Here is a 23,704-nt window from a genome sequence, read left to right as displayed (position 1 = left end):
CCCGCCGAGAGACTTTCGTACCCGGGAAAGCCTCGCAACCCCGTCGCGCCGGGCACGCCCCGAGCGGACCGGGGTGGCTCGTCCCGTTGTTACCCACCAGCCACCGATCGCTCAGATTCAGTGATTGTTTAGCCGACTTTCGAGCAACCATCGTGAGCGAAACTGGGTTAGGCTGCGGGCCATGTGTGGAATCGTGGGTTACGCGGGCGCACGCCCCGCACTCGGCATCGTGCTGGACGGGCTGCGGCGGCTGGAATACCGCGGCTACGACTCGGCGGGCGTCGCCATCGTCTGCGACGACCAGCTGCTGATCGAGAAGAAGGCCGGCAAGCTGGCCAACCTGGAGAAGGTGCTCTCCGAGCGGGCCGCCGACGACCCGACCTCCTGCGCGGCCAGCCCGATCGGCATCGGTGACGGCACCACCGGCATCGGGCACACCCGCTGGGCCACCCACGGCGGCCCGACCGACCGCAACGCCCACCCGCACCTCGCCCCCGACGGCCGGGTCGCGGTGATCCACAACGGCATCATCGAAAACTTCGCCAAGCTGCGCGCCGAGCTTGAGGCCGACGGCGTCCAGTTCACCAGCGACACCGACACCGAGTGCGCCGCCCACCTGCTCTCCGCCGCGCTGGCCGACCTGCGCGCCGCCGGCCAGCCCGACAGCCCGCAGCTGCTCGCCGCCGGCATGCGGGTGGTCTGCCAGCGGCTGGAGGGCGCCTTCACCCTGCTCGCGGTGGACGCCGCGGTGCCCGGCGCGGTCGTCGGCGCCCGGCGCAACTCGCCGCTCGTCGTCGGCCGGGGCGACGGGGAGAACTACCTGGCCAGTGACGTGGCCGCGTTCATCGAGCACACGCGGGACGCGGTGGAGCTGGGCCAGGACCAGATCGTCCTGATCACCGGCGACAGCATCGAGATCACCGACTTCGAGGGCCAGCCCGCCACCGGCAAGGACTTCCACATCGACTGGGACTCGTCGGCCGCGGAGAAGGGCGGCTACGACTGGTTCATGCTCAAGGAGATCGAGGAGCAGCCGCAGGCCATCGCCGACACGCTGCTCGGCCGGCTCACCGAGACCGGTGAGATCGCCCTCGACGAGGTCCGCCTCAGCGACCAGGACCTGCGCGACGTCGACAAGATCTTCATCGTGGCCTGCGGCACGGCGTACCACTCCGGCCTGGTCGCCAAGTACGCCATCGAGCACTGGACGCGGATCCCGTGCGAGGTGGAACTGGCCAGCGAGTTCCGGTACCGCGACCCGGTGCTCGACCGGTCCACGCTGATCGTGGTGATCTCGCAGTCCGGCGAGACGATGGACACCCTGATGGCGCTGCGCCACGCCAAGGAGCAGAAGGCCCGGGTGCTGGCGATCTGCAATACGAACGGCTCGACCATTCCCCGCGAGTCCGACGCGGTGCTCTACACCCACGGCGGGCCGGAGATCGCCGTCGCCTCCACGAAGGCGTTCCTCACCCAGCTCGTCGCGTGCTACCTGATCGGCCTGCACCTGGCCCAGGTACGCGGGATCAAGTTCGCCGACGAGGTGGGCGCGGTGGTCGCGCAGTTGCAGGAGATGCCCGGCAAGCTGCGCGAGCTGCTGGACCGGATCGAGCCCGTGCGCGAGCTGGCCCGGGAGCTGAAGTCCGAGCCCACCGTGCTGTTCATCGGCCGGCACGTCGGCTACCCGGTGGCCCTGGAGGGCGCGCTCAAGCTCAAGGAGCTGGCGTACATGCACGCCGAGGGCTTCGCCGCCGGCGAGCTGAAGCACGGCCCGATCGCCCTGATCGACAAGGGCACGCCGGTGATCTGCGTGGTGCCCTCGCCGGTCGGCCGGGGCATGCTGCACGACAAGGTCGTCTCCAACATCCAGGAGGTGCGGGCGCGCGGCGCCCGGACCATCGTGATCGCGGAGGAGGGCGACGAGGCCGTCGTCCGGTACGCCGATCACCTGATCTACGTGCCGCGTACGCCGACCCTGCTCGCCCCGCTGGTCACCACCGTGCCGCTCCAGGTGCTCGCCGCCGAGATCGCCGCGGCCCGGGGGCACGACGTGGACCAGCCCCGCAACCTGGCCAAGTCCGTCACCGTCGAGTAACCGAGCCTGACCACCGACCCGGGCCCCGGACGTCGCACCACGCGGCGACCGGGGCCTCCGTCGTGCCTGACCTGGCCCGTCAGCGGCCCAGGACGATGCGGGCCATGCCGTCCAGCGCCGGGTTGGCCGGATCCCAGTAGCCCACGTGACCGTGCCGCCCGCTGGGGAAGGTGCGCCCACCGAAGCCCGCTCCGGCCGGATCCCGGCCGAACCACAGCTCGTGCTCGCCCTGCCCGGCCAGGTTGAGCGCGGCCGCCAGCGGTGACGTGCCGAGCAGCACCTGCCGGGCCAGGTCGGCCGGGGGCCGGGTCAGCCGGATCACGTCGTCCGGGGCGCTGCTCGCCCAGACCTGCCCGGGCGGCACGCCCAACTCGGCGGCCTGCGCGGCGCCGACCCCCGGTGAGCCGACGAAGACCAGCGCGTCGGCGGCCAGCCCGTGGTCCCGGGCGGCCATGCCCACCACCAGCGACCCGTAGCTGTGCCCGAGCACGGTCTGCCGGGCCGGCGGCCCCTCGTGGCTGGCCCGCAGCCCCTCCTGGAAGCGGTGCAACGCCGGACCGGCGTCCCGCGCCTGGCCGGCCGTGGCCGCCTCGTGCAGGAAGTCCGGGGCGTCGTAGTCCAGCCAGAGCACCCCGGCGGTCTGCTCGCCCGGGTCGAGCGTGGCGCACCGGCCCTGCACACGCGCCACCCGGGCCAGTTCGCCCGGCGCGTCGTCGAGGCCGGCGGTCATCCCCGGCACGTAGGTCACCACCCGGTCGGCCTGGTCCGGGTCGCCGAGCGAGACCACCACCCGTCCCTCGCCGGCCGGGTCCAGCCGGAGCAGGTAGGCCCGCGGGGCTCGCGGCTCGCCCAGCCGGTCGGCGAGCGCCTCCAGCCCGGCCAGGCGCGCGTCGACCCGGCGCAGCCGCAGTGCGCCGACCGGCCCGGGCGGGACGCGGGACAGCAGCCGCCGCCGCTCGGCGACCAGCTCCTCCCGCCGGGCGTCGAGCAGCAGCCGGTTGGCCTGGTCGCGGGCTGCCACCGGCAGGCCGTCGAGCCGCCCGACGAGCGTCGGCTCGTGCCCCACCAGCCACCGGCGCTGCGCCGGGGTCAGCCCCGCCCACCACGCCCGGACGTCGACCGGGGTGGCACCCGGCGCGGGCCGGCCGGGCGGCGGCGGTGCCTGCCAGCCGTCGAGAGCCGCCGTGACGAGTTCGCCCAGCCGGGCGGTCGCGGCCCGGTCCGCCGCCCCGGCCAGCTCCAGCGCCGCCCGTAGCGCCGCCGCCACCCGGGCGGCCGCCGGCCCGTCCCGCTCACCGGGTGATCGCGACCGGGCCGGATCCGCGCCTACCCGCCCGTCCCGGTCGATCAGCAGCCCCGCTCCGTCTGCCAGGGCCACCGCCGCGGCCAGCCGGCCCTTCGCCACCGTGAGCCGACCGGCGAACTCGGCGAGCACCTGATCGGCCTCGATCAGCGCGGGTGCGATCGAGGTCAGCTCGCCGCGCAGCCCCGCGAGCCGACCGTCGGCCGCCGTCGCCGCCCGGCCCGACCAGGCGACGCGCAACGCCCTCGCGTCCGTGCTCAGCTCGCCGGCCCGCCTCTCGACCAGCGCGGTCAGCCCGGCCCACGCGGCTCCGGCGGCCTGCCACGGCCCCGGATCGGCGGCCCAGAGCTGGGCGTAGCCGACCGCGGGCGCCGACGGGTCGTCGCGATCCGCCGCGCCGCGTCCCCGGGCCCCCGCCGGCCCGCCGTCCGCACGCGGGCGAGTCGGCGCGGTCACCGGGGTAGCGCGGTGAGCCGGCGGGCGGCCCGGTCGTCCACCGCCCGGTAGGACTCCACCGCCGTCCGGACCGCTCCGCCGGTCACCGCCACCAGGCCGCCGAGTCGGCCCAGCCACCCGTGCACCGCCGACTCCAGCCCGACCAGCGCCGCGCCGGTCGGCCAGTCGGGCGCGGACACCACCAGCCCGGGCACCCCGACCAGCCCGTGCGCCAGCCGGTACGCGTCGTCGTCCAGCGCTCGGGCCACCCCTCGCAACAGCTCCGGTCGGACCGTCAACGGCTCCTCTGTCATCCCACACCCCCGCGTGCGATCGGCATCGACGTGTCGACGGTAGGCGGGACACGTACACCCCGAAGTGCCCTGTGGACGGCCGTTGGCGGCCGTACCCCGACCTGTCCACAGGCGTTGCCCACCGCCTGGCCGACGGCTAATCTGCGGCCTCCGACGCCGGTAGGGTGGGTTGGTGATCGTCGCGGTCGGCATCGACGTCGTCCTGGTCGACCGGTTCGCCCGGTCCCTGGCGCGGACGCCGCTGCTCGCCGACCGGCTCTTCACCGAGGCCGAGCGGTACACGCGCTCCGGCAATCCACGCTCGCCGGAGTCGCTCGCCGCCCGCTTCGCCGCCAAGGAGGCCGTCGCCAAGGCGCTCGGCGCGCCGGCCAATCTGAGCTGGCACGACTGCGAGATCGTGTCCGACCCGGACGGCCGTCCCTGGCTGACGGTCTCCGGCACGGTGGCGGCGGCGGCCGTGGAGCGCGGGGTCGACCGCTGGCATCTCTCGCTGTCGCACGACGGCGGGATCGCGTCGGCGATGGTGGTCGCGGAACGGTGACGTCGGCCGGGTGGGCCGTTCCGGCCGCCCGCAAGCGGAATGGGGCGGTGGCATGAGATCGGTGTGGCGGGTGGCCGACGTACGGGCGGCCGAGGCGGGGCTGATGGGCACGCTGCCCGAGGGCACGCTGATGCAGCGGGCCGCCGCCGGTCTGGCCCGTCGGGCCGCGCTGCTGCTCGCGGAGCGGGGCGGGGTGTACGGCGGGCAGGTGCTGCTGCTGGTCGGCTCCGGCGACAACGGTGGCGACGCCCTGTACGCCGGGGAGCGGCTGGCCCGTCGGGGCGTCACCGTGTCCGCCCTACTGCTCACTCCCGGGCGGGCGCACGCCGCTGGGCTGGCCGCGCTGCGGGCCGCGGGCGGCCGGTTGGTGGACCACCCGACCGGCCCGGTCGACCTGGTGCTGGACGGCATCGTCGGCATCGGTGGCACCGGCGGGCTGCGGACGAACGCGGACGAGGTGGTCCAGGGTCTCGGTGAGCTGCGCGGGCGGGACGGCGGCCGGGCCACGGTGCTGGCGGTGGACGTGCCGAGCGGAGTGGCGGTGGACACCGGGCACGTGCCGTTGTCCGCGTCCGGCCGGCCCACCGCGGTCCGCGCCGACGTGACGGTCACCTTCGGCGCGCTGAAGCCCGCCCTGGTGGTCGGGCCGGCAGCCCCGCTGGCCGGTCAGGTGGAACTGGTCGACATCGGGCTGCGGCCGTGGCTGCGGGGCACCCCGGCGCTGCGGGTCACCGAGTGGTCCGACCTGGTCGACTGGTGGCCGAGGCTGGGCCCGGCATCGGAGAAGTACAGCCGGGGCGTGGTCGGCCTGGCGACCGGCTCGGAGACGTACCCGGGGGCAGCGGTGCTCTCCGTCGGCGGGGCACTGGCCGGGCCTACCGGCATGGTCCGCTACGCCGGCGGCGCCCGGGCCGAGGTGCTGCACCAGCATCCCTCGGTGATCGCCACCGGCCGGGTCGCCGACGCGGGCCGGGTGCAGGCCTGGGTCTGCGGCTCCGGGCTGGGCACGGGGGAGGACGCGGCGGCCGAGCTGCGCGCCGTGCTGGCCGCGCCGGTGCCCGTGGTGCTCGACGCCGACGCGCTGACCCTGCTGGTCGACGGTTCGCTCGCCGACCGGCTGCGCGGCCGGGACGCCCCGATCGTGATCACCCCGCACGACCGGGAGTTCGCCCGGCTCTGCGGGGAGGAGCCCGGCGCGGACCGGGTCGCCGCGGCGCTGCGGCTGTCCGCCTGGATGAACGCGGTGGTGCTGCTCAAGGGGGACCGCACGGTGATCGGCACGCCGGACGGTCGGGCGTACGTCAACCCCACCGGCACCCCGGTTCTGGCCACCGGCGGCACCGGCGACGTGCTGGCCGGGCTGCTCGGCTCGCTGCTGGCCGGCGGTGTGCCCGCGGACCGGGCGGCGGCCTCGGCCGCGTACCTGCACGGGCTGGCCGGCCGGGAGGCGGCCCGAGGCGGGCCGGTGACCGCGCCCGACGTGGCCACCGCGCTGCGTCCGGTCGTTGCCCGGCTGGGCTGATCGCGGCGTTGCGGCCGGGATGACCGGATCGACGACTCGGGACGTGCGTCGCCGCCCGCGGTGATCACGGCGGAAAGTAGGCTGGGCTCATGTGGCAGGCCGAGGTACGCGTCGATCTTGACGCGATCCGTGAGAACGTGAGTCGACTCCGGTCCGGCACCAACGCCGAGCTGATGGCGGTGGTGAAGGCCGACGGGTACGGCCACGGCATGGTCCCGGCCGCCCGGGCGGCGATCGACGCCGGTGCGGACTGGCTCGGTGTCTGCACCCTCGACGAGGCGCTCACCCTGCGTCGGGCCGGTGTGGCCGTGCCGGTGCTGGCTTGGCTGCTCGCGCCCGGCCTGCCGCTGCACGAGGGCGTCAGCGCGGGGGTGGACCTGGCGGCGGCCAGCCTGGCGCAACTGGACGAGATGATCGAGGCGAGTCGGCGTGCCGAGCGCCCGGCCCGGCTGCACCTGAAGATCGACACCGGGTTGTCCCGGGGTGGGGCGACCGTCGCCGACTGGCCGGCGCTGCTCGACGCCGCCGCCAAGGCGCAGGCCGACGGCCTGGTCGAGGTGGTCGGTGTGTGGAGCCACTTCGTGTACGCGGACATGCCCGGCCACCCGACCACGGACCGGCAGTTGGCCGTCTTCCACGAGGGGCTGGCGATGGTGGAGCGGGCCGGGCTGCGCCCGCGCTGGCGGCACCTGGCCAACTCGGCGGCCACCCTGACCCGGCCGGACACCCACTTCGACCTGGTCCGCCCGGGGCTGGCCGTCTACGGGCTCTCCCCGGTGGCTGGCGAGACGTACGGGCTGCGGCCCGCGATGACCGCCCGGGCCCGCGTGATGCTCACCAAGCGGGTGCCGTCCGGCACCGGCGTCTCCTACGGGCACACCTACACCACGGCGAGCGACGCGAACCTGGCCGTGGTGCCGCTCGGGTACGCCGACGGAGTGCCCCGGCACGCGTCCAACAGTGGGCCGGTGCAGCTCGCCGGCGCGCGGCGGACCATCTCCGGGCGGGTCTGCATGGACCAGTTCGTGCTGGACTGCGGCGACGACCCGGTGGCCGACGGCGACATCGCCACGCTGTTCGGCAGCGGCGCCGACGGCGAGCCGACCGCCGACGACTGGGCCGAGGCCGTCGGCACGATCAACTACGAGATCGTCACCCGGTTCGGCAGCACCCGGGTGCCCCGGGTCTATGACGGTGAGCGGCCATGAGCCCGTACCGCATTCCACGACCGCGGACCGCTGCCGGCCGGGTCGCCGGGCTGGTCGGCGCCGCGGTCGGAGTGGCCGCGGCCGGCCTGGCGGCCGGCGTCGCGACCGAGCGCACGCTGGTCCGCCGGCTCAAGGCCGACCCGACGGACCGCTACGCGCACGAGACGTTCGGCGAGCAGCGGTACGACGACGCGTTCCGGCTGGAGCTGCCGGACGGCACCGACATCCACGTCGAGGTGGTCGAGCCGACCCGGCCGGTGCCCGGGCACCCGACGGTGGTGCTGGTGCACGGCTTCTGCCTGGACATGGGCACGTTCCACTTCCAGCGCCAGATGCTCGCCGCGCGCGGCGACTACCGGATCGTGACGTACGACCAGCCCGGTCACGGTCGGTCCGGCCGGCTGGAGAGCGGCGAGTACGACCTCGCCGCGCTCGGCCAGACGCTGCGCCGAGTGATCGACCGGACCGCGCCCGAGGGGCCCCTGGTGCTGGTCGGTCACTCGATGGGCGGCATGACCATCATGGCGTTCGCCGAGTTGTTCCCGGAGCTGTTCGGTGACCGGGTGGTGGGTACGGTGCTGATGGCCACCTCGGGCGGGCTGATCGCGGAGACCAAGCTGGTCGCGCCGGCGCTGCTCGGCCGGGTCGGCGGCCCGGTGCTGTTCATGGTCAGCAACGCCACCCGGTACGGCGGGCCGGTGATCGACAAAGCCCGCAAGTCGACCTCGAACGTGGCCTGGTTGCTGACCCGCAAGTACGGCTTCGGCACCCGCAAGCCCAGCCCGGCGCTGGTGTCCTACGTGGAGATGATGAACTCCCGGACTTCGGCCGACACGGTGACCCGCTACCTGCGGACCCTGGCGACCCACTCGCGCTTCCCGGCGCTCGCGGCGCTGGCCGACACCCCCGTGCTGGTGGTGGTCGGCGACAAGGACATGATCACTCCGGTGACACACTCGGAGGAGATCGTCCGGCGGTTGCCGCACGCCGAGTTCGTGAAGATCCAGGACAGCGGGCACGTGGTGATGCTGGAGCACGCGGACGAGGTCAACACCGCGCTGGCGGGGTTCCTCGAGTCACTGGAGAGCGTGGAGGAACGGTGAGTCACGTCGTCAAGCTCCCGACCGTCGAGGACACCCGGGAGTTCGGCCGCCGGTTGGCCGGGCTGCTGCGCGCCGGTGACCTGGTGCTGTTGACCGGGCCGCTGGGCGCCGGCAAGACCGCCCTCACCCAGGGCGTCGGCGCCGGGCTCGGGGTGCTCGGAGACGTCACCTCGCCGACGTTCGTGATCGCCCGGGTGCACCGGCCCGATCCGGCACGGGGTGGCCGGGTGGCCCTGGTGCACGCCGACGCGTACCGGCTGGGTGACGCCACGGACCCGCGCGCCGAGATCGACGACCTGGACCTGGACGCATCGGTCGATGAGTCGGTGACCGTGGTGGAGTGGGGCGAGGGGCTGGTGGAGCAGTTGGTGGACGCGCACCTGCGGGTCCGCATCGACCGCCGCGACGACGACACCCGGATCGTCGAGCTGGACCCGGTCGGTGGCGACTGGTCCCGGCGGCTCGCCGACCTGGGTTAGGCCGCCGGGCCGCTGTCGTACCCGATGCCTAGAGTGCGGGGGACCGACCCGCGCTGTGAGAGGTTCCCGATGCCCGACGACGCCCCCGCCCTGGATCTGCTGGCCCTGCTGCCGGAGCAGTGGCGTGCCGTGCTCACCCCCCACCTGGATCCGGCCCGCGCCGCCGCGCTGGCCGAGTTCGTCGCCCGGGAGTACGCGACGCACACCGTCTTCCCGCCGTTGGCGGACCTGTTCTCCGCATACCGGCTCTGCCCGCCGCAGGGCACCCGGGTGCTGATCCTCGGGCAGGACCCGTACCACCGGGCCGGGCAGGCGCACGGGTTGAGCTTCAGCGTCCGGGACGGGGTGACGGTGCCGCCGTCGCTGCGCAACGTCTTCAAGGAGCTGGGCGAGGACCTGGGCGTGCCCAAGCCGCGTAGCGGCAACCTCGACGGCTGGGCCGCGCAGGGCGTGCTGCTGCTCAACGCGGTGCTGACGGTCCGTCAGGCCACTCCGGGCTCGCACGCCAGCTCCGGTTGGGAAGAGTTCACCGACGCCACGATTCGAGCGTTGGACGCGTCACCCGACCGGGTGGTCTTCCTGCTCTGGGGCGGGTATGCCCGCAAGAAGGCCGCGCTGGTCACCAACCCGCAGCACGTGGTGCTGGAGGCCGGTCACCCCAGCCCGATGAACCCGCGCGGCTTCCTCGGCAGCCGGCCGTTCAGCGCGGCCAACAAGGCGCTGGCCGACGCCGGCCTGCCCACCATCGACTGGGACCGCACCGCCGGCTGACGCGGTCCCGCCGACGGGTCGGGACCGTCACTTCCCGCTGGCGACCTGCCGGGCCCGGTAGCGGCGCAGCAGGTCGCCGGCCCGCGGCTCGGTCAGCTCCAGCTCTACCAGCGGCACGACCCGGTAACTCCGGCCGCCGTGGCGTACCTCGATCGTTTCGGGCAGTTCGTCACACATCGTGGCCCTGATCTCGCCGTACCGGGTCGTCCAGAGGTGCTCGCCCTGCTCCTCGGGCTCCAACCACACCCCGCCGAACTCACCCCAGCGGGCGTTCCACCGCTGGCCGTAGGCCGCCTCCAGCCAGCGGGTGAACAGTTTCGAGTCCTGCCAACGCACGGCGATCTCCAGCGCCTCGACCGGCACCGGAGCGCCCTGCAGCAGGGCCGCCGTGCTTCCGGTGATCACCTGTGGGAAGTCGGTGAGCCGGTCCAGCATCCGGTGCAGGCCCAGCTCGTCGATCCGCTCGGCGATCGGGCGGGCGGCCAGGTCGTCGATCCGGGCGTCGAGGTGCGCGTCCAGCGGTTCGACCCCGACAACCAACTGCACGTCCATGGCCGCGAGCAGTCGCTCCAGCACCGGGATGCTGGGCGCCCGATCGCCGCACTCGATCCGGGCGACGGCTGCCTGGCTGACCTCGGCCAGGTCCGCCAGCTCCCGCTGGCTCAGCTCGCACAGGTGCCGTTGCCGTCGCACGACGGCGCCGAGGAGGGGGACGAGGCGAGTGGAGGACATCCCGGCATCGTGGATCAGGGGAAGCGGCGGCGATACCGGTGAGGCAACTTGTCGACTCACGGGGCTCCGGTGGGGAGCCGACCCCAGGAGGACGACGTGCCTCGGGGCGGCGGGCCTCGCTCTGATGAGCCTGATACCTGTGAGGCATAAATATGCCTGAGAGGTATCACGCTCAGGGGGGTGACCGGCCCCCTGACCCAAGCCCCGCGCCTTCGCCGGGGCCACCGGGTGGTGGGCCGGGCTGGGGCGGCTAGGCTGGCTAACCGTGCTCGTACTCGTGGTGGACAGCTCGACCCCCGCGGTGACCGCAGCGCTGGTGGAGGTCTCGGCGGACGGTGTGGCGTCCCGGGCGCACCGATGCACGGTCGACGCCCGCGCGCACGGTGAACTGCTGGCCCCTCAGGTCGACGCGGTCCTCGCCGACGCCGACGCGCGCCCGCGGGACCTGGGCGCCATCGTCGCGGGGCTCGGGCCGGGGCCGTTCACCGGACTGCGGGTGGGTCTGGTCACCGCCGCCACCATGGGCCAGGCGCTCAACATCCCGACGTACGGCGTCTGCTCGCTGGACGGCATCGGCTACCCGGCGGCAGCCGGCGAGCCGGTGCTGGCCGCCAGCGACGCTCGGCGCAAGGAGCTCTACTGGGCCGTCTACGACGGCGCCGGCCAGCGGATCGTCGGACCCGAGGTTTCCACGCCCGCGGTGGCCGCCGCCCGCGCCCGGGAACTGGGAGCGACGGTCGCGGTCGGTGACGGTGCACACCGGTACGCCGAGACTCTGAGCCTTCCGGTCCGGGTCGAGCCGCGCTACCCGGACGCCACCGTGCTGGCGCTGCTCGCCGCCGAGCGGATCCGGGCCGGCGCACCCGGTGAGCGGCTCACCCCGCTCTACCTGCGCCGTCCGGACGCCGTGGTGGCGACCGCGCGCAAACCGGTCCTCCCGTGAGTGTGCGGCTGGACCGGTTCCGCTGGTGGCACATCGACCAGGTGCTGCCGATCGAGGCGGACCTCTTCGGTGCCGAGCAGTGGTCGCCGGCGATGTTCTGGAACGAGCTGGCGAACGGGCACCACTACCGGGTCTCCGTCGACGACGACGGCACGGTGTTGGGCTACGCCGGCCTCGCCGGGGCTCCGCCGGACGAGGTGTGGGTGCAGAACATCGCGGTCCGCCGCGACGCGCAGCGGCGCGGCGTCGGCCGTGCCCTGCTGGAGGAACTGCTCGCCGAGGCGGCCCGGGTCGGCGCCCGCAGCACCCTGCTGGAGGTCGCCATCGACAACGCTCCGGCCCAGCGGCTCTACGCGATGTACGGGTTCGAGCCGATCGGGGTGCGGCGCGGCTACTACCAACCGAGCAACACCGACGCGCTGGTCATGCAGCGCGTCGCCGAGTCGACCGGGGACGGACCACACGACCATGGCTGACGAACCGCTGATCCTGGGCATCGAGACCTCCTGCGACGAGACCGGCGTCGGCATCGTGCGAGGGCACACACTGCTGGCCGACGCGCTCGCCTCCAGCGTCGAGGAGCACGCCCGGTTCGGGGGCGTGGTGCCCGAGGTGGCCAGCCGGGCCCACCTCGAGGCCATCGTGCCGACCATGGACCGGGCGCTGGCCGATGCCGGCGTCACCCTGGCCGACATCGACGCCATCGCGGTCACCTCCGGCCCCGGGCTGGCCGGCGCGCTGCTCGTCGGCGTCGCCGCCGCCAAGGGATACGCGGTCGCCGCGGAGAAGCCGGTGTACGGCGTCAACCACCTGGCGGCGCACGTCGCCGTGGACACCCTGGAGCACGGTCCGCTCCCCGAACCCGCCATCGCGCTGCTGGTGTCCGGCGGGCACTCGTCCCTCCTGCTGGTCGACGACCTGGCCCGGGGCGTCACCCCGCTCGGCGCCACCATCGACGACGCGGCCGGCGAGGCGTTCGACAAGGTCGCCCGGCTGCTCGGGCTGCCGTTCCCGGGTGGACCGCCCATCGACCGCGAGGCCCGGGCCGGCGACGCGGCCGCGATCGCCTTCCCGCGCGGCCTGACCGCCGCCAAGGACCTAGCCGCGCACCGGTACGACTTCTCGTTCTCCGGACTGAAGACGGCGGTGGCCCGCTGGGTCGAGGCGCGGCAGCGCGCCGGCGAGCCCGTGCCGGTGGCCGATGTCGCCGCGTCCTTCCAGGAGGCCGTGTGTGACGTGCTGACCACCAAGGCGCTCGCCGCCTGCCGGGCGAACGGAATCGAGACCCTGGTGATCGGCGGGGGCGTGGCGGCGAACTCGCGGCTGCGAGCTCTGGCCGAGCAGCGGGCCGAAAAGTACGGCATCCGGGTCCGGGTGCCCCGGCCGAAGCTGTGCACCGACAACGGGGCGATGGTTGCCGCGCTCGGGTCGCACCTGGTCGCCGCCGGGGTGGCGCCCAGCCGGCTGGACCTGCCGGCCGACTCGGCGCTGCCGTTGACCACGGTCAGCGTGTGACGGAGGCGACGGACATGATCGTGCGGATGTGGGAGGCGCGCGCCGAGGCGTACGGCGTCGCCGACCTGATCACCTGGGTGTGCGACACCGCCCTGCCCGAGTTGGAGCACGACCCGCTGCACGTGTCCAGCGAGGTCTTCTCCTCCACCGACCACCGGGTGGTGGTCATCTCCAAGTGGCGCAGCAACCCGCGCCCGTTACCGGATCCGCCGGCTCTGCTGGTGGCCCGCGCCCCGCACTCCTGGGACTTCACCCAGGTCGACCGCTGACCCGTCGACCCCGCCCGCGCCGTGAGCTGCGGCACCTTCGGCGCCTTCGGGCGGTAATTGATTCGCCCGGGCCAGTGTCGCCGCCTAGCGTCGAGCCGCTATGCGCTTCTCACCGGCCGGCGAACCCGGCGTACCCGATGCCCGGTCGGCGACCCGCTACCTGATCTGGTTGGCCGGACGGCACAAGCGGCTGTTCACCGCCGGCATCGCGCTCGGTGTGGTGTGGATGGTGGCGCAGGCGCTGATGCCGGCCGCCGTCGGCCGGGCCGTCGACGGGTTGGCACGCCGCGACGAGGACGCCCTGCTCACCTGGGGTCTGGTGCTGCTCGGGCTGGGCGTGCTCCAGGCGGCAGCAGGGATCCTGCGGCACCGCTGCGCCGTGCACAACTGGCTGGCCGGGGCATACCGCACGGTGCAGTTGACGGTCGAGGCGGCGAACCGGCTCGGAGCCGCGCTGCCCCGCCGGGTGGCCGCCGGCGAGGTGGTGAGCATCGGCACGGCCGACATCGGCCAGATCGGGCACGCCATCGACATCACCGCCCGGGGCGCCGGTTCGCTGGTCGCGATCGCCACCGTCGCGGTGATCCTGCTGAACGCCTCGATGCCGCTCGGGCTGGTCGTGGTGCTCGGCGTGCCGTTGCTGATGGCCGTGGTGGCGCTGCTCATCCGGCCGCTGCACCGCCAGCAGCAGGCGTACCGGGACGCGGAGGGAGCGCTGACCACCCGGGCCGGCGACATCGTGTCCGGGCTGCGGGTGCTGCGCGGCGTCGGGGGCGAGCCGGTGCTCTCCGCCCGCTACCGGACCCGGTCGCAGGAGCTGCGTACGCGTGGCCTGCGGGTGGCGCGGGTGGAGTCGCTGCTGGAGGCGGCGCAGGTGCTGCTGCCCGGTGCCTTCCTGGTGCTGGTGACCTGGCTGGGCGCCCGGTTCGCGCTGCGTGACCAGATCAGCGCCGGGCAGCTGGTCGCCTTCTACGGCTACACCGCGTTCCTGGTCAGCCCGCTGCGCAACCTCACCGAGGCGGTCGACAAGCTGACCCGTGGGCACGTGTCGGCCCGCCGGGTGGTCCGGCTGCTGCAACTCACCCCGGAGCTGGTCGATCCGGCGCAGCCGGTGGCGCTGCCGGACGGGCCGGGTGAGCTGGCCGACCCCGACTCGGGGGTGGTGCTGCTCCCCGGCCGGTTCACCGCGCTGGCCGCCACCGCCCCCGAGGACGCGGCCACGATCGTGGACCGGCTCGGCCGGTACACCGATTCGGACGCCACGCTGCACGGCGTACCGCTGCGGTCGCTGGCACTGGCGACGGTGCGCGCGCGGATCCTGGTGGCCGACAACGACGCACATCTGTTCACCGGCCGGCTCCGCACGGAGCTGGACCCGCACGACCGGGGCGACGACGCGGCACTCGCCGCGGCGCTGGTGGCGGCGAGCGCCACGGACATCGTCGAGGCGCTGCCCGACGGGCTGGACAGTGCGGTGGCCGAGCGTGGCCGGGAGTTCTCCGGGGGGCAGCGGCAGCGGCTGCGGTTGGCCCGCGCGCTGGTCGCCGACCCGGAGACGTTGCTGCTGGTCGAGCCGACCAGCGCGGTCGACGCGCACACCGAGGCGCGCATCGCGCAGCGGTTGGGTGACGCGCGCGCCGGCCGGACCACCCTGGTCTGCACCACCAGCCCGCTGGTGCTCAGCCGAGCCGACCGGGTGATCTTCGTGGAGGACGGCAAGGTGGTGGCCGAGGGGACGCACGCCGAGCTGCTGGACGGCGAGCCGCGCTACCGGGCGACGGTCAGCCGGGAGGAGGACTGATGGCCACCGCACTGCCGGTCGCCGACGCGCGGCAGGTCCGCCGGTACGCGCGCACGCTGGTCCGCCGGCACCCGCGCGCGCTGGCCGCCGCGCTCGGCCTGCACGCGCTGGCCGCAGCCGCCGGGCTGGCCGCGCCGCGGCTGCTCGGCGACATCGTGGAGGGCATCGCCCGAGGTGTCGGTCAGTCCACCGTGGACCGGGCCGCGCTGCTCATCGGCGGTTTCGTGCTGGCCCAGTCGGTGCTGGTCCGGTTCGCCCACCTGGCCTCGGCCCGACTCGGTGAGAGGGTCCTCGCCGAGCTGCGTGAGGAGTTCGTGGACCGGATCCTCGACCTGCCACTGGCCACCGTCGAGCGGGCCGGCACCGGCGATCTGCTCACCCGTACCTCCCGGGACGTCTCCGCGCTGTCGCGGACCGTCCGCCTGGCGGTGCCCGAGACTCTGATCGCGGTGGTCACCACCGGGTTCGTGATCGGCGCGCTGCTGTTGATCGGCCCGCTGCTCGCGCTGCCCTGCCTGCTGGCGGTGCCGCTGCTCTGGGCCGGCACCCGCTGGTACCTGCGCCGCGCACCCGCCGGCTACCTGCGGGAGAACGCCGCCTACTCGGACATCACCGACGGCATCAGCGAGACCGTCGAGGGTTCGCGGACCACCGAGGCGTTGCGGCAGCAGGCGCGCCGCCGGGCCCGCACCGACGTGGACGTCCGCCGGTCGTACGCGGCGGAGCGGTACACCCTCAACCTGCGGACCGTCTTCTTCCCGGTGGCCGAGATCGGGTACGTGGTGCCGGTGGTCGCCACGCTGCTGATCGGCGGCTGGTTCTACCTGCGGGGCTGGGTCAGCCTCGGTCAGGTCACCGCGGCCACCCTCTACGTGCAGCAGCTGGTGGACCCGGTCGACCGGCTGCTGTCCTGGCTGGACGAGCTCCAGGTCGGCGGCGCGTCGATGGCCCGGCTGCTGGGGGTGGCCCGCACCGGCGACAGCCCCGCCGCCGACGCGCGACCCGCCGGCACCGCGCCGTCCCCCGCCGCGTCCGTCGACGGCGGCGTCGAGCAGCTCGCCGCTCGCGACGTCCGGTACGCGTACCGGACCGGGCGGGACGTGCTGCACGGGGTGACCCTGATCCCGAGGCCGGGGGAGAAGCTGGCCATGGTGGGGCCGTCCGGCGCCGGCAAGTCCACCCTGGGTCGCCTGCTGGCCGGGGTGCACGCCCCGCGCAGCGGCTCGGTGACCGTGGACGGCCGGCGGCTGGACGAGTTGCCGCTGGACGAGCTGCGCTCGCACGTCGCGTTGGTCACCCAGGAGCACCACGTCTTCATCGGCTCGCTGCGGGAGAACGTGGCCATGGTCCGGCCCGGCGCCGACCCGGCGCAGGTGCGGGCGGCGCTCGCCGCGGTCGCCGCCCTGGACTGGGCCGACGCGCTTCCCGACGGGCTGGACACCGTGGTCGGCGCCGGTGGCCACCCGCTCTCCCCGGCGCAGTCGCAGCAGGTGGCGCTGGCCCGGCTGGTGCTGGCCGACCCACACACCCTGGTGCTGGACGAGGCGACCTCGCTGATCGACCCGCGTGCCGCCCGGGAGTTGGAACGCTCCCTGGCCGCCGTGCTCGCCGGCCGTACCGTGATCGCCATCGCGCACCGGCTCTTCTCGGCGCACGACGCCGACCGGGTGGCGGTGGTGGAGGACGGCCGGATCACCGAGCTGGGCCCGCACGACGAGCTGGTGGCGGCCGGTGGTTCGTACGCGGCGCTGTGGCGCTCCTGGCACCACAGCGACGCGCCCGACGACCGACCCGCCACGAGCTAGGTGTGCTGTCCAGGGAGGTTGGTCGAGGTTGTGTGACGACACGATCTGATGTCGTAGGTAGGTGAAGGCCTCCGGTTGTGGAGTGGAGCTGTCGAGGAACCGCTCCGCCAACCAGGAGGCCTTCGTGTCCCACGCTAACGCTGCCTTGACTCCTCGCGCACGTCTGCGCTTGGCGCGTCTGATCGTGGATGAGGGCTGGCCGGTCGCTGCGGCAGCGCGTCGTTACGAGGTGTCCTGGCGCACCGCGGACCGGTGGGCGCAGCGATACCGGCAGCAGGGCGTCGAGGGCATGCAGGACCCTTCGTCGCGGCCGCACCGCAGTCCCGCGAAGACAACGGGGCCGGTGGTGCGCAAGATTGTGCACCTGCGGTGGAAGCAACGCCTGGGACCCGTGCAGATCGGCGGGCGTCTGGGCATGCCGGCCTCGACCGTGCACGCGGTGCTGACCCGGTGTCGACTGCAGCGGCTGTCCCACATCGACCGGGTCACCGGGGAGCCGATCCGCCGCTACGAGCACCCGCATCCGGGAGCGATGCTGCATGTGGATGTCACCAAGTACGGCAACATCCCTGACGGCGGCGGCTGGCGTTTCGTCGGCCGCCAGCAAGGCGGGCGCAACCGTCAGGCCACCGCACGACGGACCGGGGCACGTAACGGCGTCTACGAACCGCAGATGGGCACCGCGTTCGTGCACACCGTCGTCGATGATCACTCCCGGGTCGCCTACGCCGAGATCCGTGACGATGAGAAAGCCGCCACGGCTATCGAGGTGCTACGCAACGCCGTCGGCTGGTTCGCCGCCCGCGGCGTCACCGTCGAACGCGTCCTGTCCGACAACGGCTCGGCCTACAAGTCCTTCGCCTGGCGCGACGCCTGCGCCGAACTCGGGATCACGCCGAAGAAGACCCGCCCCTACCGGCCGCAGACCAACGGCAAGGTCGAACGGTTCCACCGGACCCTGACCGACGGCTGGGCCATCGCCCGCTTCTACAGCTGCGAACAAGCCCGCAGGAAGGCCTTACCGGCCTTCCTGCATCACTACAATCACCACCGACCCCACACCGCCACCGGCGGCCTACCACCCATCACCAGGTTGACCAACGTCCCTGGACAGCACAGGTGTGCAGCACCGACGGTCAGCTGCGGCGCAGCATCCGGTAGGTGGCGATCCCGCCGGTGCCCAGCGCGGCGAGGAAGACCAGCCAGACGACGGTGCTGCTGACACCGACCTGCGGGCCGGTGTTCGCGGCGGCGGCCGCCAGCAGCCCGTCGTTGCCGGGGGCGGGCAGAGCCGCCGGCGGCAGCTCCGGCCAGCGGACCAGATTGGTGCTCTCCAACATCTGCATGTGGTGCAGCACGAAGCTGTTGGCGTCGTCGCAGAGCTTGCGGACGGTGGCGTCCCGAGTGCTCGCCCGCACCGCGCCGATCACCGGGAAGATCTTGCCGTGGGCCACCCGGAGCCGGGTGACGAAGATCTGGTCGAACCGGGCGCCGGAGGCCTTCTGCATCTCCGACAGCCAGCCCTTCTGCTCGGCGGTCGGCTCGGACGGGATGCTCGCGCCCAGCTTGTTGGCGGCGTCCACGACGAGCTGGTCGAGCTTCTGGTGCTCGTTGGCGATGCCCGCGCCGATTTCCCGGACCTTGGCCGACTGCCCCTTCTCGGCGGCCATCTGACCGGCCGGCATCTCCCACAGCCCGGCCAGCCGCACCCCGTTGAGCAGCGTCATGTCGGCGGCGTTGAGCTGCTGCCCGCCGGCGGGTGCGGCGACGGCCACGCCGGGCAGGACACCGACCCCCGCGATGACGGCGATGAGCAGCATCGCCGCCCGGTGGGTCCGGTTGCCCGGCCGGCGACGGGCGGATCTGAGCGGTGCCATGTCTGCGGTGCCTCCTCGGTCCGGACCGAAACGCGTCTGGACCGGGCAGTCGCGTGCCGACTGCCCGTCCGTCCACTGGTACGGACTGACCGCCCGATCAGTTCACCGGTTGGGGCAGCGGGTCAGCGGGTGACGGCGAGGAAGCCGCCGAGCAGCAGCAGGGTGAGCGCGGCGACGGCGAAGAGCACCAGCAGCTCCCGGCGGCCGTGCCCGGTGGGGTCGCCGCCGGCCGAGGCGTCGGCGGCCAGGGCCGGCAGGTCGCGGGTCAGTGCGGCCAGGTCACCGAGGGTGCGGGCGCTCCACACCGCGCCCACCCGGTCGGAGAACTCGTCCAGGGTGAGCCGGCCCGCCGTGGTGTGCCGGTGCAGCTCGGCGACCACCCGGTTGCGGTCGTCGTCGGAGGCGCGCAGCTCGACATCCACGCCGGACAGGGTACGCGGATCAGCCCACATCGAGGGGGTCGGCGAGCAGCCGTTCGAAGGCCAGCTCGGCGGCGCCGATCAGGGGCGCGTCCTTGCCCAGTTTGGGGGTGCGCAGCCGGACGTGCTCCAGGCAGGCGCCGAGCGCGTTGGAGTTGAGCCGGCTGCGGACCTGGGCTGCCGCGGCGAGGTAGAGGTCGCGCATGGTGCCGCCGAAGATGACCATCTCGGGGTTGAAGACGTTCACCAGGTTGGCCACCCCGAAACCGAGCCAGTCACCGGCCTGGCGGACCGCCGTCTGAGCCCGGGCGTCGCCCCGGTCAGCGGCGTCGAAGACCGCCAGCAGCGCGTCCCGGCCCCGGGCGTCGGAGCGCCCGGCGGCACGGAGCAGGCCGTGCTCGCCGATCTCGGTCTCCCAGCAGCCCCGGGAACCGCACTCGCAGGGCATGCCGTCGCGGACCACCTTCATGTGGCCGACCTCGCCGCCGTACCCGCCGTGCCCGGTCAGCCGACGCCCGCCGGCGATGATGCCGGCGCCCACGCCGACGTCGCCGTACAGGTAGATGACGTTGTCGCAGCCGGCGGCGACACCTCGCGCGTGCTCGGCGAACGCGGCCACGTCGGCCACGTTGCCCACCGTGATGGGCACGTCGATGCCCAGTTCGGCGCCGAGCGCCGCGCCGATCGGCTCGTCCACCCAGCCGGTGGTCGGGCCGAGTCGGACCAGGCCGTCGTCGCGGCGGACCATGCCGCAGACCGCGACGCCGGCGCCCACGCAGATCGCGTCGGGCGGTACGCCCTGCTGCATCTCCTTGACCGCGCCGGCCAGCAGCGGCGCCGCCTCCGCGGCGAGCAGGCCGCGCGGTCGGTCCAGCTCCCGTTGGTCCAGCACCGCGCCGCCGAGGCCGATCCGGGCGGCGCGCAGCCGATCCACCTCAACGGAGTACGCGTACGCGAACACCCGGTCCGACTCGGGCCGGACGACCAGCGACGGTCGTCCGGCCCGGCCGGTCTCCCTCGGTGCTTCCTCGCTGACCAGCCCGACTCCGGCCAGGTCGGCGGTGAGTGCGCCGATGGTGCTGCGGTTCAGGCCCAGCGTGGTGGTGAGTTCGGCACGTGTGGTCGCCCCGTGGACGTGCACGTGCCGCAGCAGAGCTCCGAGGTTCTGCCGTCGGACCTCGTCCTGGCTTGGTGCCGGGCGCATCGCGGTGCTACCTCCCGCGGTCAGCGGGTGCCGGTGGCCGCCGCGCGGCGGCGGGAGACGGCGTCGACACTCGCGGCGAGCAGCAGCACGACGCCGGTGACCACGTACTTGACTCCCGCGCTGTACCCCATCAGGCCCATTCCGTTTTCGATGACCGCGACCACCGCGCCGCCGAGCACGGCGTCGAGGACGCGGCCCTTGCCGCCGAAGAGGCTCGTGCCGCCGATCACCGCCGCGCCGACCGCGTAGAGCAGTACGTTACTGCCCCCCGTGTTCGGGTCGACCGAGTTGGCCCGGCTGGCCGCCACGATGCCACCGACGGCGGCCATGGACGAGCAGATCACGAACACCGAGATCCGGATCCGGTCGACGTTGATGCCGGCCCGGCGGGCCGCTTCCCGGTTGCCGCCCACGGCGTAGATGTGCCGGCCGTAGCTGGTGCGTTGGAGCACGAAGGTCCAGACGATCAGCAGCACCGCGATGACCGGCACCACGATCGGCACACCCTTGAGCGAGACGATCAGTACGTTGCGGCTGCGCTCCAGGTTGAGGACGTACACCGCCGTGCCGAGGATGACGGCCAGCCCGCCGATCCGGAGCGCCACCACCGCGATCGGGTCGGTGATCAGACCGCGGGCCACCCGGTTGCGGTGCCGCAGCAGCTGCACCGTCCCGTACCCGGCGACCGCGAGGGCGGCCAGCACCCAGCCCAGGACGGGGCTGAGGTTGCGGTTGGCGATGGCGACCAGCACCTCGTCCCGGACGGAGATGTTGGTTCCCTCCTTCACGAGCAGCAGGACGATGCCCTGGAAGGCGAGGAAGCCGGCGAGGGTGACCACGAAGGACGGAATTCCGATCTTCGCGACGAGCAGACCGAGACCGGTGCCGATGACCAGACCGGTGGCGACTGCGGCGAGCACGGCCACCCACCAGGGGTAACCGAGCACGGTGACCACATTGGCCAGCACCGCCGCGCAGACCCCGCTGGCGAAGCCGGCGGAGAGGTCGATCTCGCCGAGCAGCAGCACGAAGACCAGACCCATCGCGATCAGCGTGACCGCCGCGCCCTGGGTGAAGAGGTTGGCGAAGTTGCCGGCCGACAGGAACGACGACGGCCGCATGACCGCGAAGACGGTGCAGAGCACGATCAGGCCCAGCACGGCCGGTAGCGCGCCGACGTCGCCACCGCGTACCCGGCTCCAGTAGTTGCGGACGTGGCCCCCGACGGTCGGCGCCGGTGTGGCGGCCGCGGGGCCGCCCTTCCGCACGGCGGTGGTGGTCATCGGTCGCCTCCTGAGTTCGAGTCGGCCGGCTGTGCGCCGTTGCCGTTGCCGCCTGTGCCCGCGTCGGTGGCGAGGCCGAGCCCGCCCGAGCGCCCGGCCGTGATCAGTTCGACCACCTGGGCGTGGGTGATGTCGGTGGTCTTCACCTGGGCGACCATCTGGCCGAGGTACAGCGCGGCGACCCGGTCGGAGACGGCGAAGACGTCGTTCATGTTGTGCGAGATGAGCACCACGGCCAGGCCGTTGTCGGCGAGACGGCGGACCAGTTCGAGCACCTGGGCGGTCTGTGCCACACCCAGCGCCGCGGTCGGCTCGTCGAGGATGACCAGCCTGCTGTTCCACAGCACCGCCTTGGCGATGGCCACGGTCTGGCGCTGACCGCCGGAGAGGCTGGAGACGTGTTGGCGGAGCGAGGTGACGGTGCGGATGGAGAGCCCGGCCAGCGTCTCGGCGGCGAGTTGTTCCATTGTCGGTTCGTCCAGCACGATGCCGCTGCGCTTCTCCCGGCCGAGGAACATGTTCTGCACGATGTCGAGGTTGTCGCAGAGCGCCAGGTCCTGGTAGACGACCTCGATGCCGAGCGCGGCGGCGTCGCGCGGGTTGCCGATGTGCACCGGTTCGCCGTTGAACAGGAACTCGCCGGCGTCGGTGGGGTGGATGCCGCTGATGCACTTCACCAGGGTCGACTTGCCAGCGCCGTTGTCGCCGACCAGTGCGGTCACCTCGCCCGGGTGGACGGTGAGGGCGACGTCGCGGAGCACCTGGACGGGACCGAAGCTCTTGTCGATCCCGCGTACTTCCAGCAGGGGGGTCGCGGACACGGGGGGTCTCCTTCTCAAGGGAGGTCGGGGCCCGTCCGGCGGGCGCCGCCCGGCACGGGAGGGGTGCTCCCGTGCCGGGCGGCGATGGTCGTCCCGGCGGGTACTGCGGAGTCGGTCAGCTGATGCCGGCGTCGGCGCAGAGCTTGGCGTACGTCCCGGAGCAGACCTCTTCCTTGGTCACGTAGCCGTCGGCGATGACGTCCTTGACGTTCTCCTTGTAGATGGCCTTGGGGGTGAGCAGCACCGAGGGGACGTCCCGGCCGCCCTCCGGGTCCTTCACCGTCTGGCCGGTCTCCTTCTTCTCACCCTTGGCGAGCGCGACGGCCAGGTCGGAGGCGGCCTTGGCCTCTTCCCGGACCGCCTTGTAGACAGTCATGCACTGGTCGCCGGCGAGGATGTTCTGCAGGCCCTCCGGGGTGGCGTCCTGCCCGGTCACCGGCACCTTGCCGTTGAGCTTGTTCTTCTTCAGCACGGAGATGGCCGCGTTGCCGAGACCGTCGTTGGCGGCCAGCACGCCGTCGATCTTGCCGTTGGCCTTGGTGAGCTGCTGCTCGAAGATCGTGGCGGCCTGCGCGTTGTCCCAGGCCGGTACGGCGTCCTCCGGGCCCTTGGTGTATTCCTTGGCGTCGAACTTCGGCTTGAGCACCGAGTCGTAGCCGTTCTTGAACAGGGTGGCGTTGTTGTCGGTGGGGGAGCCGTTGAGGTACGCCACGACCGGGTTCTTGGCGCTCTGGTCGGTCAGGCACTTGACCAGACCTTCGCCCTGGAGCTTGCCGACGGTCTCGTTGTCGAAGCTGACGTAGTACTGGGCCGAGCCGCCCAGGGTCAGCCGGTCGTAGTCGATGGTGGCGACGCCCTGCGACTTGGCCTTGTCGAGCACGGCCTTGCCGGTGCCGGAGTCCAGGTTGACGATCATCAGGGCGGTGACGCCGCTGGTGATCATCTGGTCGGCGATGGTCTGGAAGGCGGTCTTGTCGTTCTGGGCGTTCTGGATGTCGTACTGGACGCCGGCGGCCTTGAACGCCTCTTCCAGGAACCGACGGTCCGCGCTCTCCCAGCGGGCGGAGGACTTGCTGTCCGGAAGGATGACGCCGATCTTGGGGGTCTTGGCGGAGCTGGCCTGGTCGTCGCCGGAGTCGCCGCCACAGGCGGTCATGCTGCCGGTCGTGAGCAGGCCCACGGCGGCGATGGTGAGGAGCCCCTTACGCATGTGCAGGGTCCTTTCGGGGTGGGGGAAGGTGTTCTTTTGTTGTGCCCGGCAACG

23 protein-coding genes are annotated in these 23,704 nt (G+C 73.2%); 14 read left to right on the top strand and 9 right to left on the bottom strand.

Annotation, left to right across the window (positions count from 1 at the left end; translation table 11 throughout):
- Positions 1-181 precede the first annotated feature (181 nt).
- Positions 182-2,095 carry a glutamine--fructose-6-phosphate transaminase (isomerizing) gene (glmS, locus tag ABZU69_RS14055; RefSeq protein ID WP_354964749.1) on the top strand — a complete coding sequence of 638 codons (1,914 nt, stop codon included), beginning with the start codon at positions 182-184 and terminating at the stop codon, positions 2,093-2,095.
- A 79-nt stretch (positions 2,096-2,174) separates the two neighbouring features.
- On the opposite strand, the gene ABZU69_RS14050 is transcribed toward glmS, so the two are convergent.
- A complete protein-coding gene (locus ABZU69_RS14050; RefSeq protein WP_354964748.1) occupies positions 2,175-3,854 on the bottom strand; it encodes an alpha/beta hydrolase in 1,680 nt (559 codons plus the stop codon).
- On the bottom strand, positions 3,851-4,147 hold the full coding sequence (locus ABZU69_RS14045; protein ID WP_354964747.1) for a hypothetical protein: 297 nt from the start codon (positions 4,145-4,147) through the stop codon (positions 3,851-3,853). The genes ABZU69_RS14050 and ABZU69_RS14045 overlap by 4 nt, the downstream gene beginning before the upstream one ends.
- Before the next feature lie 172 nt (positions 4,148-4,319).
- Here ABZU69_RS14045 and ABZU69_RS14040 point away from each other — a divergent pair, with 172 nt between their 5' ends.
- The 6 genes from ABZU69_RS14040 (at position 4,320) to ung (ending at position 9,771) form a co-directional block, all read left to right on the top strand.
- Positions 4,320-4,688, top strand: a complete 369-nt coding sequence (locus ABZU69_RS14040; protein WP_354964746.1) for a holo-ACP synthase — start codon at positions 4,320-4,322, stop codon at positions 4,686-4,688.
- Between the two features lie 52 nt (positions 4,689-4,740).
- Complete coding sequence (locus tag ABZU69_RS14035) at positions 4,741-6,210, top strand: NAD(P)H-hydrate dehydratase (protein WP_354964745.1); 1,470 nt, start codon at positions 4,741-4,743, stop codon at positions 6,208-6,210.
- 89 nt (positions 6,211-6,299) lie between these two features.
- Positions 6,300-7,418 (top strand): alanine racemase, encoded by a 1,119-nt coding sequence (alr, locus tag ABZU69_RS14030; protein ID WP_354964744.1) that lies wholly within the window; start codon positions 6,300-6,302, stop codon positions 7,416-7,418.
- The gene (locus tag ABZU69_RS14025; RefSeq protein WP_354964743.1) at positions 7,415-8,521 is read left to right on the top strand and encodes an alpha/beta hydrolase; all 1,107 of its coding nucleotides are present in this window, start codon (positions 7,415-7,417) and stop codon (positions 8,519-8,521) included. The genes alr and ABZU69_RS14025 overlap by 4 nt, the downstream gene beginning before the upstream one ends.
- Positions 8,518-9,000, top strand: a complete 483-nt coding sequence (gene tsaE / locus ABZU69_RS14020) for a tRNA (adenosine(37)-N6)-threonylcarbamoyltransferase complex ATPase subunit type 1 TsaE (protein WP_354964742.1) — start codon at positions 8,518-8,520, stop codon at positions 8,998-9,000. Before ABZU69_RS14025 ends, tsaE begins: the two co-directional genes overlap by 4 nt.
- A 69-nt stretch (positions 9,001-9,069) precedes the next feature.
- Positions 9,070-9,771 carry a uracil-DNA glycosylase gene (gene ung, locus ABZU69_RS14015; RefSeq protein ID WP_354964741.1) on the top strand — a complete coding sequence of 234 codons (702 nt, stop codon included), beginning with the start codon at positions 9,070-9,072 and terminating at the stop codon, positions 9,769-9,771.
- A gap of 27 nt (positions 9,772-9,798) precedes the next feature.
- Here the strand turns inward: ung and ABZU69_RS14010 are convergent, their stop codons facing one another.
- Positions 9,799-10,503 (bottom strand): helix-turn-helix transcriptional regulator, encoded by a 705-nt coding sequence (locus tag ABZU69_RS14010; RefSeq protein WP_354964740.1) that lies wholly within the window; start codon positions 10,501-10,503, stop codon positions 9,799-9,801.
- 265 nt (positions 10,504-10,768) lie between these two features.
- On the opposite strand from ABZU69_RS14010, the gene tsaB reads away from it, so the two are divergent.
- The 7 genes from tsaB to ABZU69_RS13975 all read left to right on the top strand — a co-directional run bounded on the left by tsaB (position 10,769) and on the right by ABZU69_RS13975 (position 18,058).
- Positions 10,769-11,446, top strand: a complete 678-nt coding sequence (gene tsaB, locus ABZU69_RS14005) for a tRNA (adenosine(37)-N6)-threonylcarbamoyltransferase complex dimerization subunit type 1 TsaB (protein ID WP_354964739.1) — start codon at positions 10,769-10,771, stop codon at positions 11,444-11,446.
- A 2-nt stretch (positions 11,447-11,448) separates the two neighbouring features.
- Positions 11,449-11,922, top strand: coding sequence for a ribosomal protein S18-alanine N-acetyltransferase (gene rimI / locus ABZU69_RS14000; RefSeq protein ID WP_354964884.1), 474 nt, complete (start codon positions 11,449-11,451; stop codon positions 11,920-11,922).
- Positions 11,915-12,961, top strand: coding sequence for a tRNA (adenosine(37)-N6)-threonylcarbamoyltransferase complex transferase subunit TsaD (tsaD, locus tag ABZU69_RS13995; RefSeq protein ID WP_354964738.1), 1,047 nt, complete (start codon positions 11,915-11,917; stop codon positions 12,959-12,961). Before rimI ends, tsaD begins: the two co-directional genes overlap by 8 nt.
- A 14-nt stretch (positions 12,962-12,975) precedes the next feature.
- Positions 12,976-13,230 (top strand): hypothetical protein, encoded by a 255-nt coding sequence (locus ABZU69_RS13990; protein WP_053660576.1) that lies wholly within the window; start codon positions 12,976-12,978, stop codon positions 13,228-13,230.
- A gap of 100 nt (positions 13,231-13,330) precedes the next feature.
- The gene (locus ABZU69_RS13985; protein ID WP_354964737.1) at positions 13,331-15,031 is read left to right on the top strand and encodes an ABC transporter ATP-binding protein; all 1,701 of its coding nucleotides are present in this window, start codon (positions 13,331-13,333) and stop codon (positions 15,029-15,031) included.
- The gene (locus ABZU69_RS13980; protein WP_354964736.1) at positions 15,031-16,836 is read left to right on the top strand and encodes an ABC transporter ATP-binding protein; all 1,806 of its coding nucleotides are present in this window, start codon (positions 15,031-15,033) and stop codon (positions 16,834-16,836) included. Before ABZU69_RS13985 ends, ABZU69_RS13980 begins: the two co-directional genes overlap by 1 nt.
- 124 nt (positions 16,837-16,960) lie before the next feature.
- Entirely contained in the window at positions 16,961-18,058 is a 1,098-nt protein-coding gene (locus tag ABZU69_RS13975) for an IS481 family transposase (protein WP_354964883.1), read from the top strand.
- Here the strand turns inward: ABZU69_RS13975 and ABZU69_RS13970 are convergent.
- The 6 genes from ABZU69_RS13970 to ABZU69_RS13945 all read right to left on the bottom strand — a co-directional run bounded on the left by ABZU69_RS13970 (position 17,973) and on the right by ABZU69_RS13945 (position 23,650).
- Positions 17,973-18,713: a DUF4142 domain-containing protein gene (locus tag ABZU69_RS13970; RefSeq protein WP_354964735.1), complete on the bottom strand. Its 741-nt coding sequence runs from the start codon at positions 18,711-18,713 to the stop codon at positions 17,973-17,975. The genes ABZU69_RS13975 and ABZU69_RS13970 overlap by 86 nt on opposite strands.
- A gap of 122 nt (positions 18,714-18,835) precedes the next feature.
- Entirely contained in the window at positions 18,836-19,135 is a 300-nt protein-coding gene (locus ABZU69_RS13965; protein WP_354964734.1) for a DUF1707 domain-containing protein, read from the bottom strand.
- Between the two features lie 19 nt (positions 19,136-19,154).
- Positions 19,155-20,336: an ROK family protein gene (locus tag ABZU69_RS13960; RefSeq protein ID WP_354964733.1), complete on the bottom strand. Its 1,182-nt coding sequence runs from the start codon at positions 20,334-20,336 to the stop codon at positions 19,155-19,157.
- 20 nt (positions 20,337-20,356) lie between these two features.
- Positions 20,357-21,619 carry an ABC transporter permease gene (locus ABZU69_RS13955; RefSeq protein WP_354964732.1) on the bottom strand — a complete coding sequence of 421 codons (1,263 nt, stop codon included), beginning with the start codon at positions 21,617-21,619 and terminating at the stop codon, positions 20,357-20,359.
- Complete coding sequence (locus ABZU69_RS13950; protein WP_354964731.1) at positions 21,616-22,440, bottom strand: ATP-binding cassette domain-containing protein; 825 nt, start codon at positions 22,438-22,440, stop codon at positions 21,616-21,618. Before ABZU69_RS13950 ends, ABZU69_RS13955 begins: the two co-directional genes overlap by 4 nt.
- Positions 22,441-22,555: 115 nt before the next feature.
- Complete coding sequence (locus ABZU69_RS13945; protein WP_354964730.1) at positions 22,556-23,650, bottom strand: substrate-binding domain-containing protein; 1,095 nt, start codon at positions 23,648-23,650, stop codon at positions 22,556-22,558.
- Positions 23,651-23,704: the final 54 nt, after the last annotated feature.

It is taken from the genome of Micromonospora sp. NPDC005206, assembly GCF_040608175.1.
Taxonomy (GTDB): domain Bacteria; phylum Actinomycetota; class Actinomycetes; order Mycobacteriales; family Micromonosporaceae; genus Micromonospora.
This window is presented reverse-complemented; position numbering and strand designations above follow the sequence as displayed.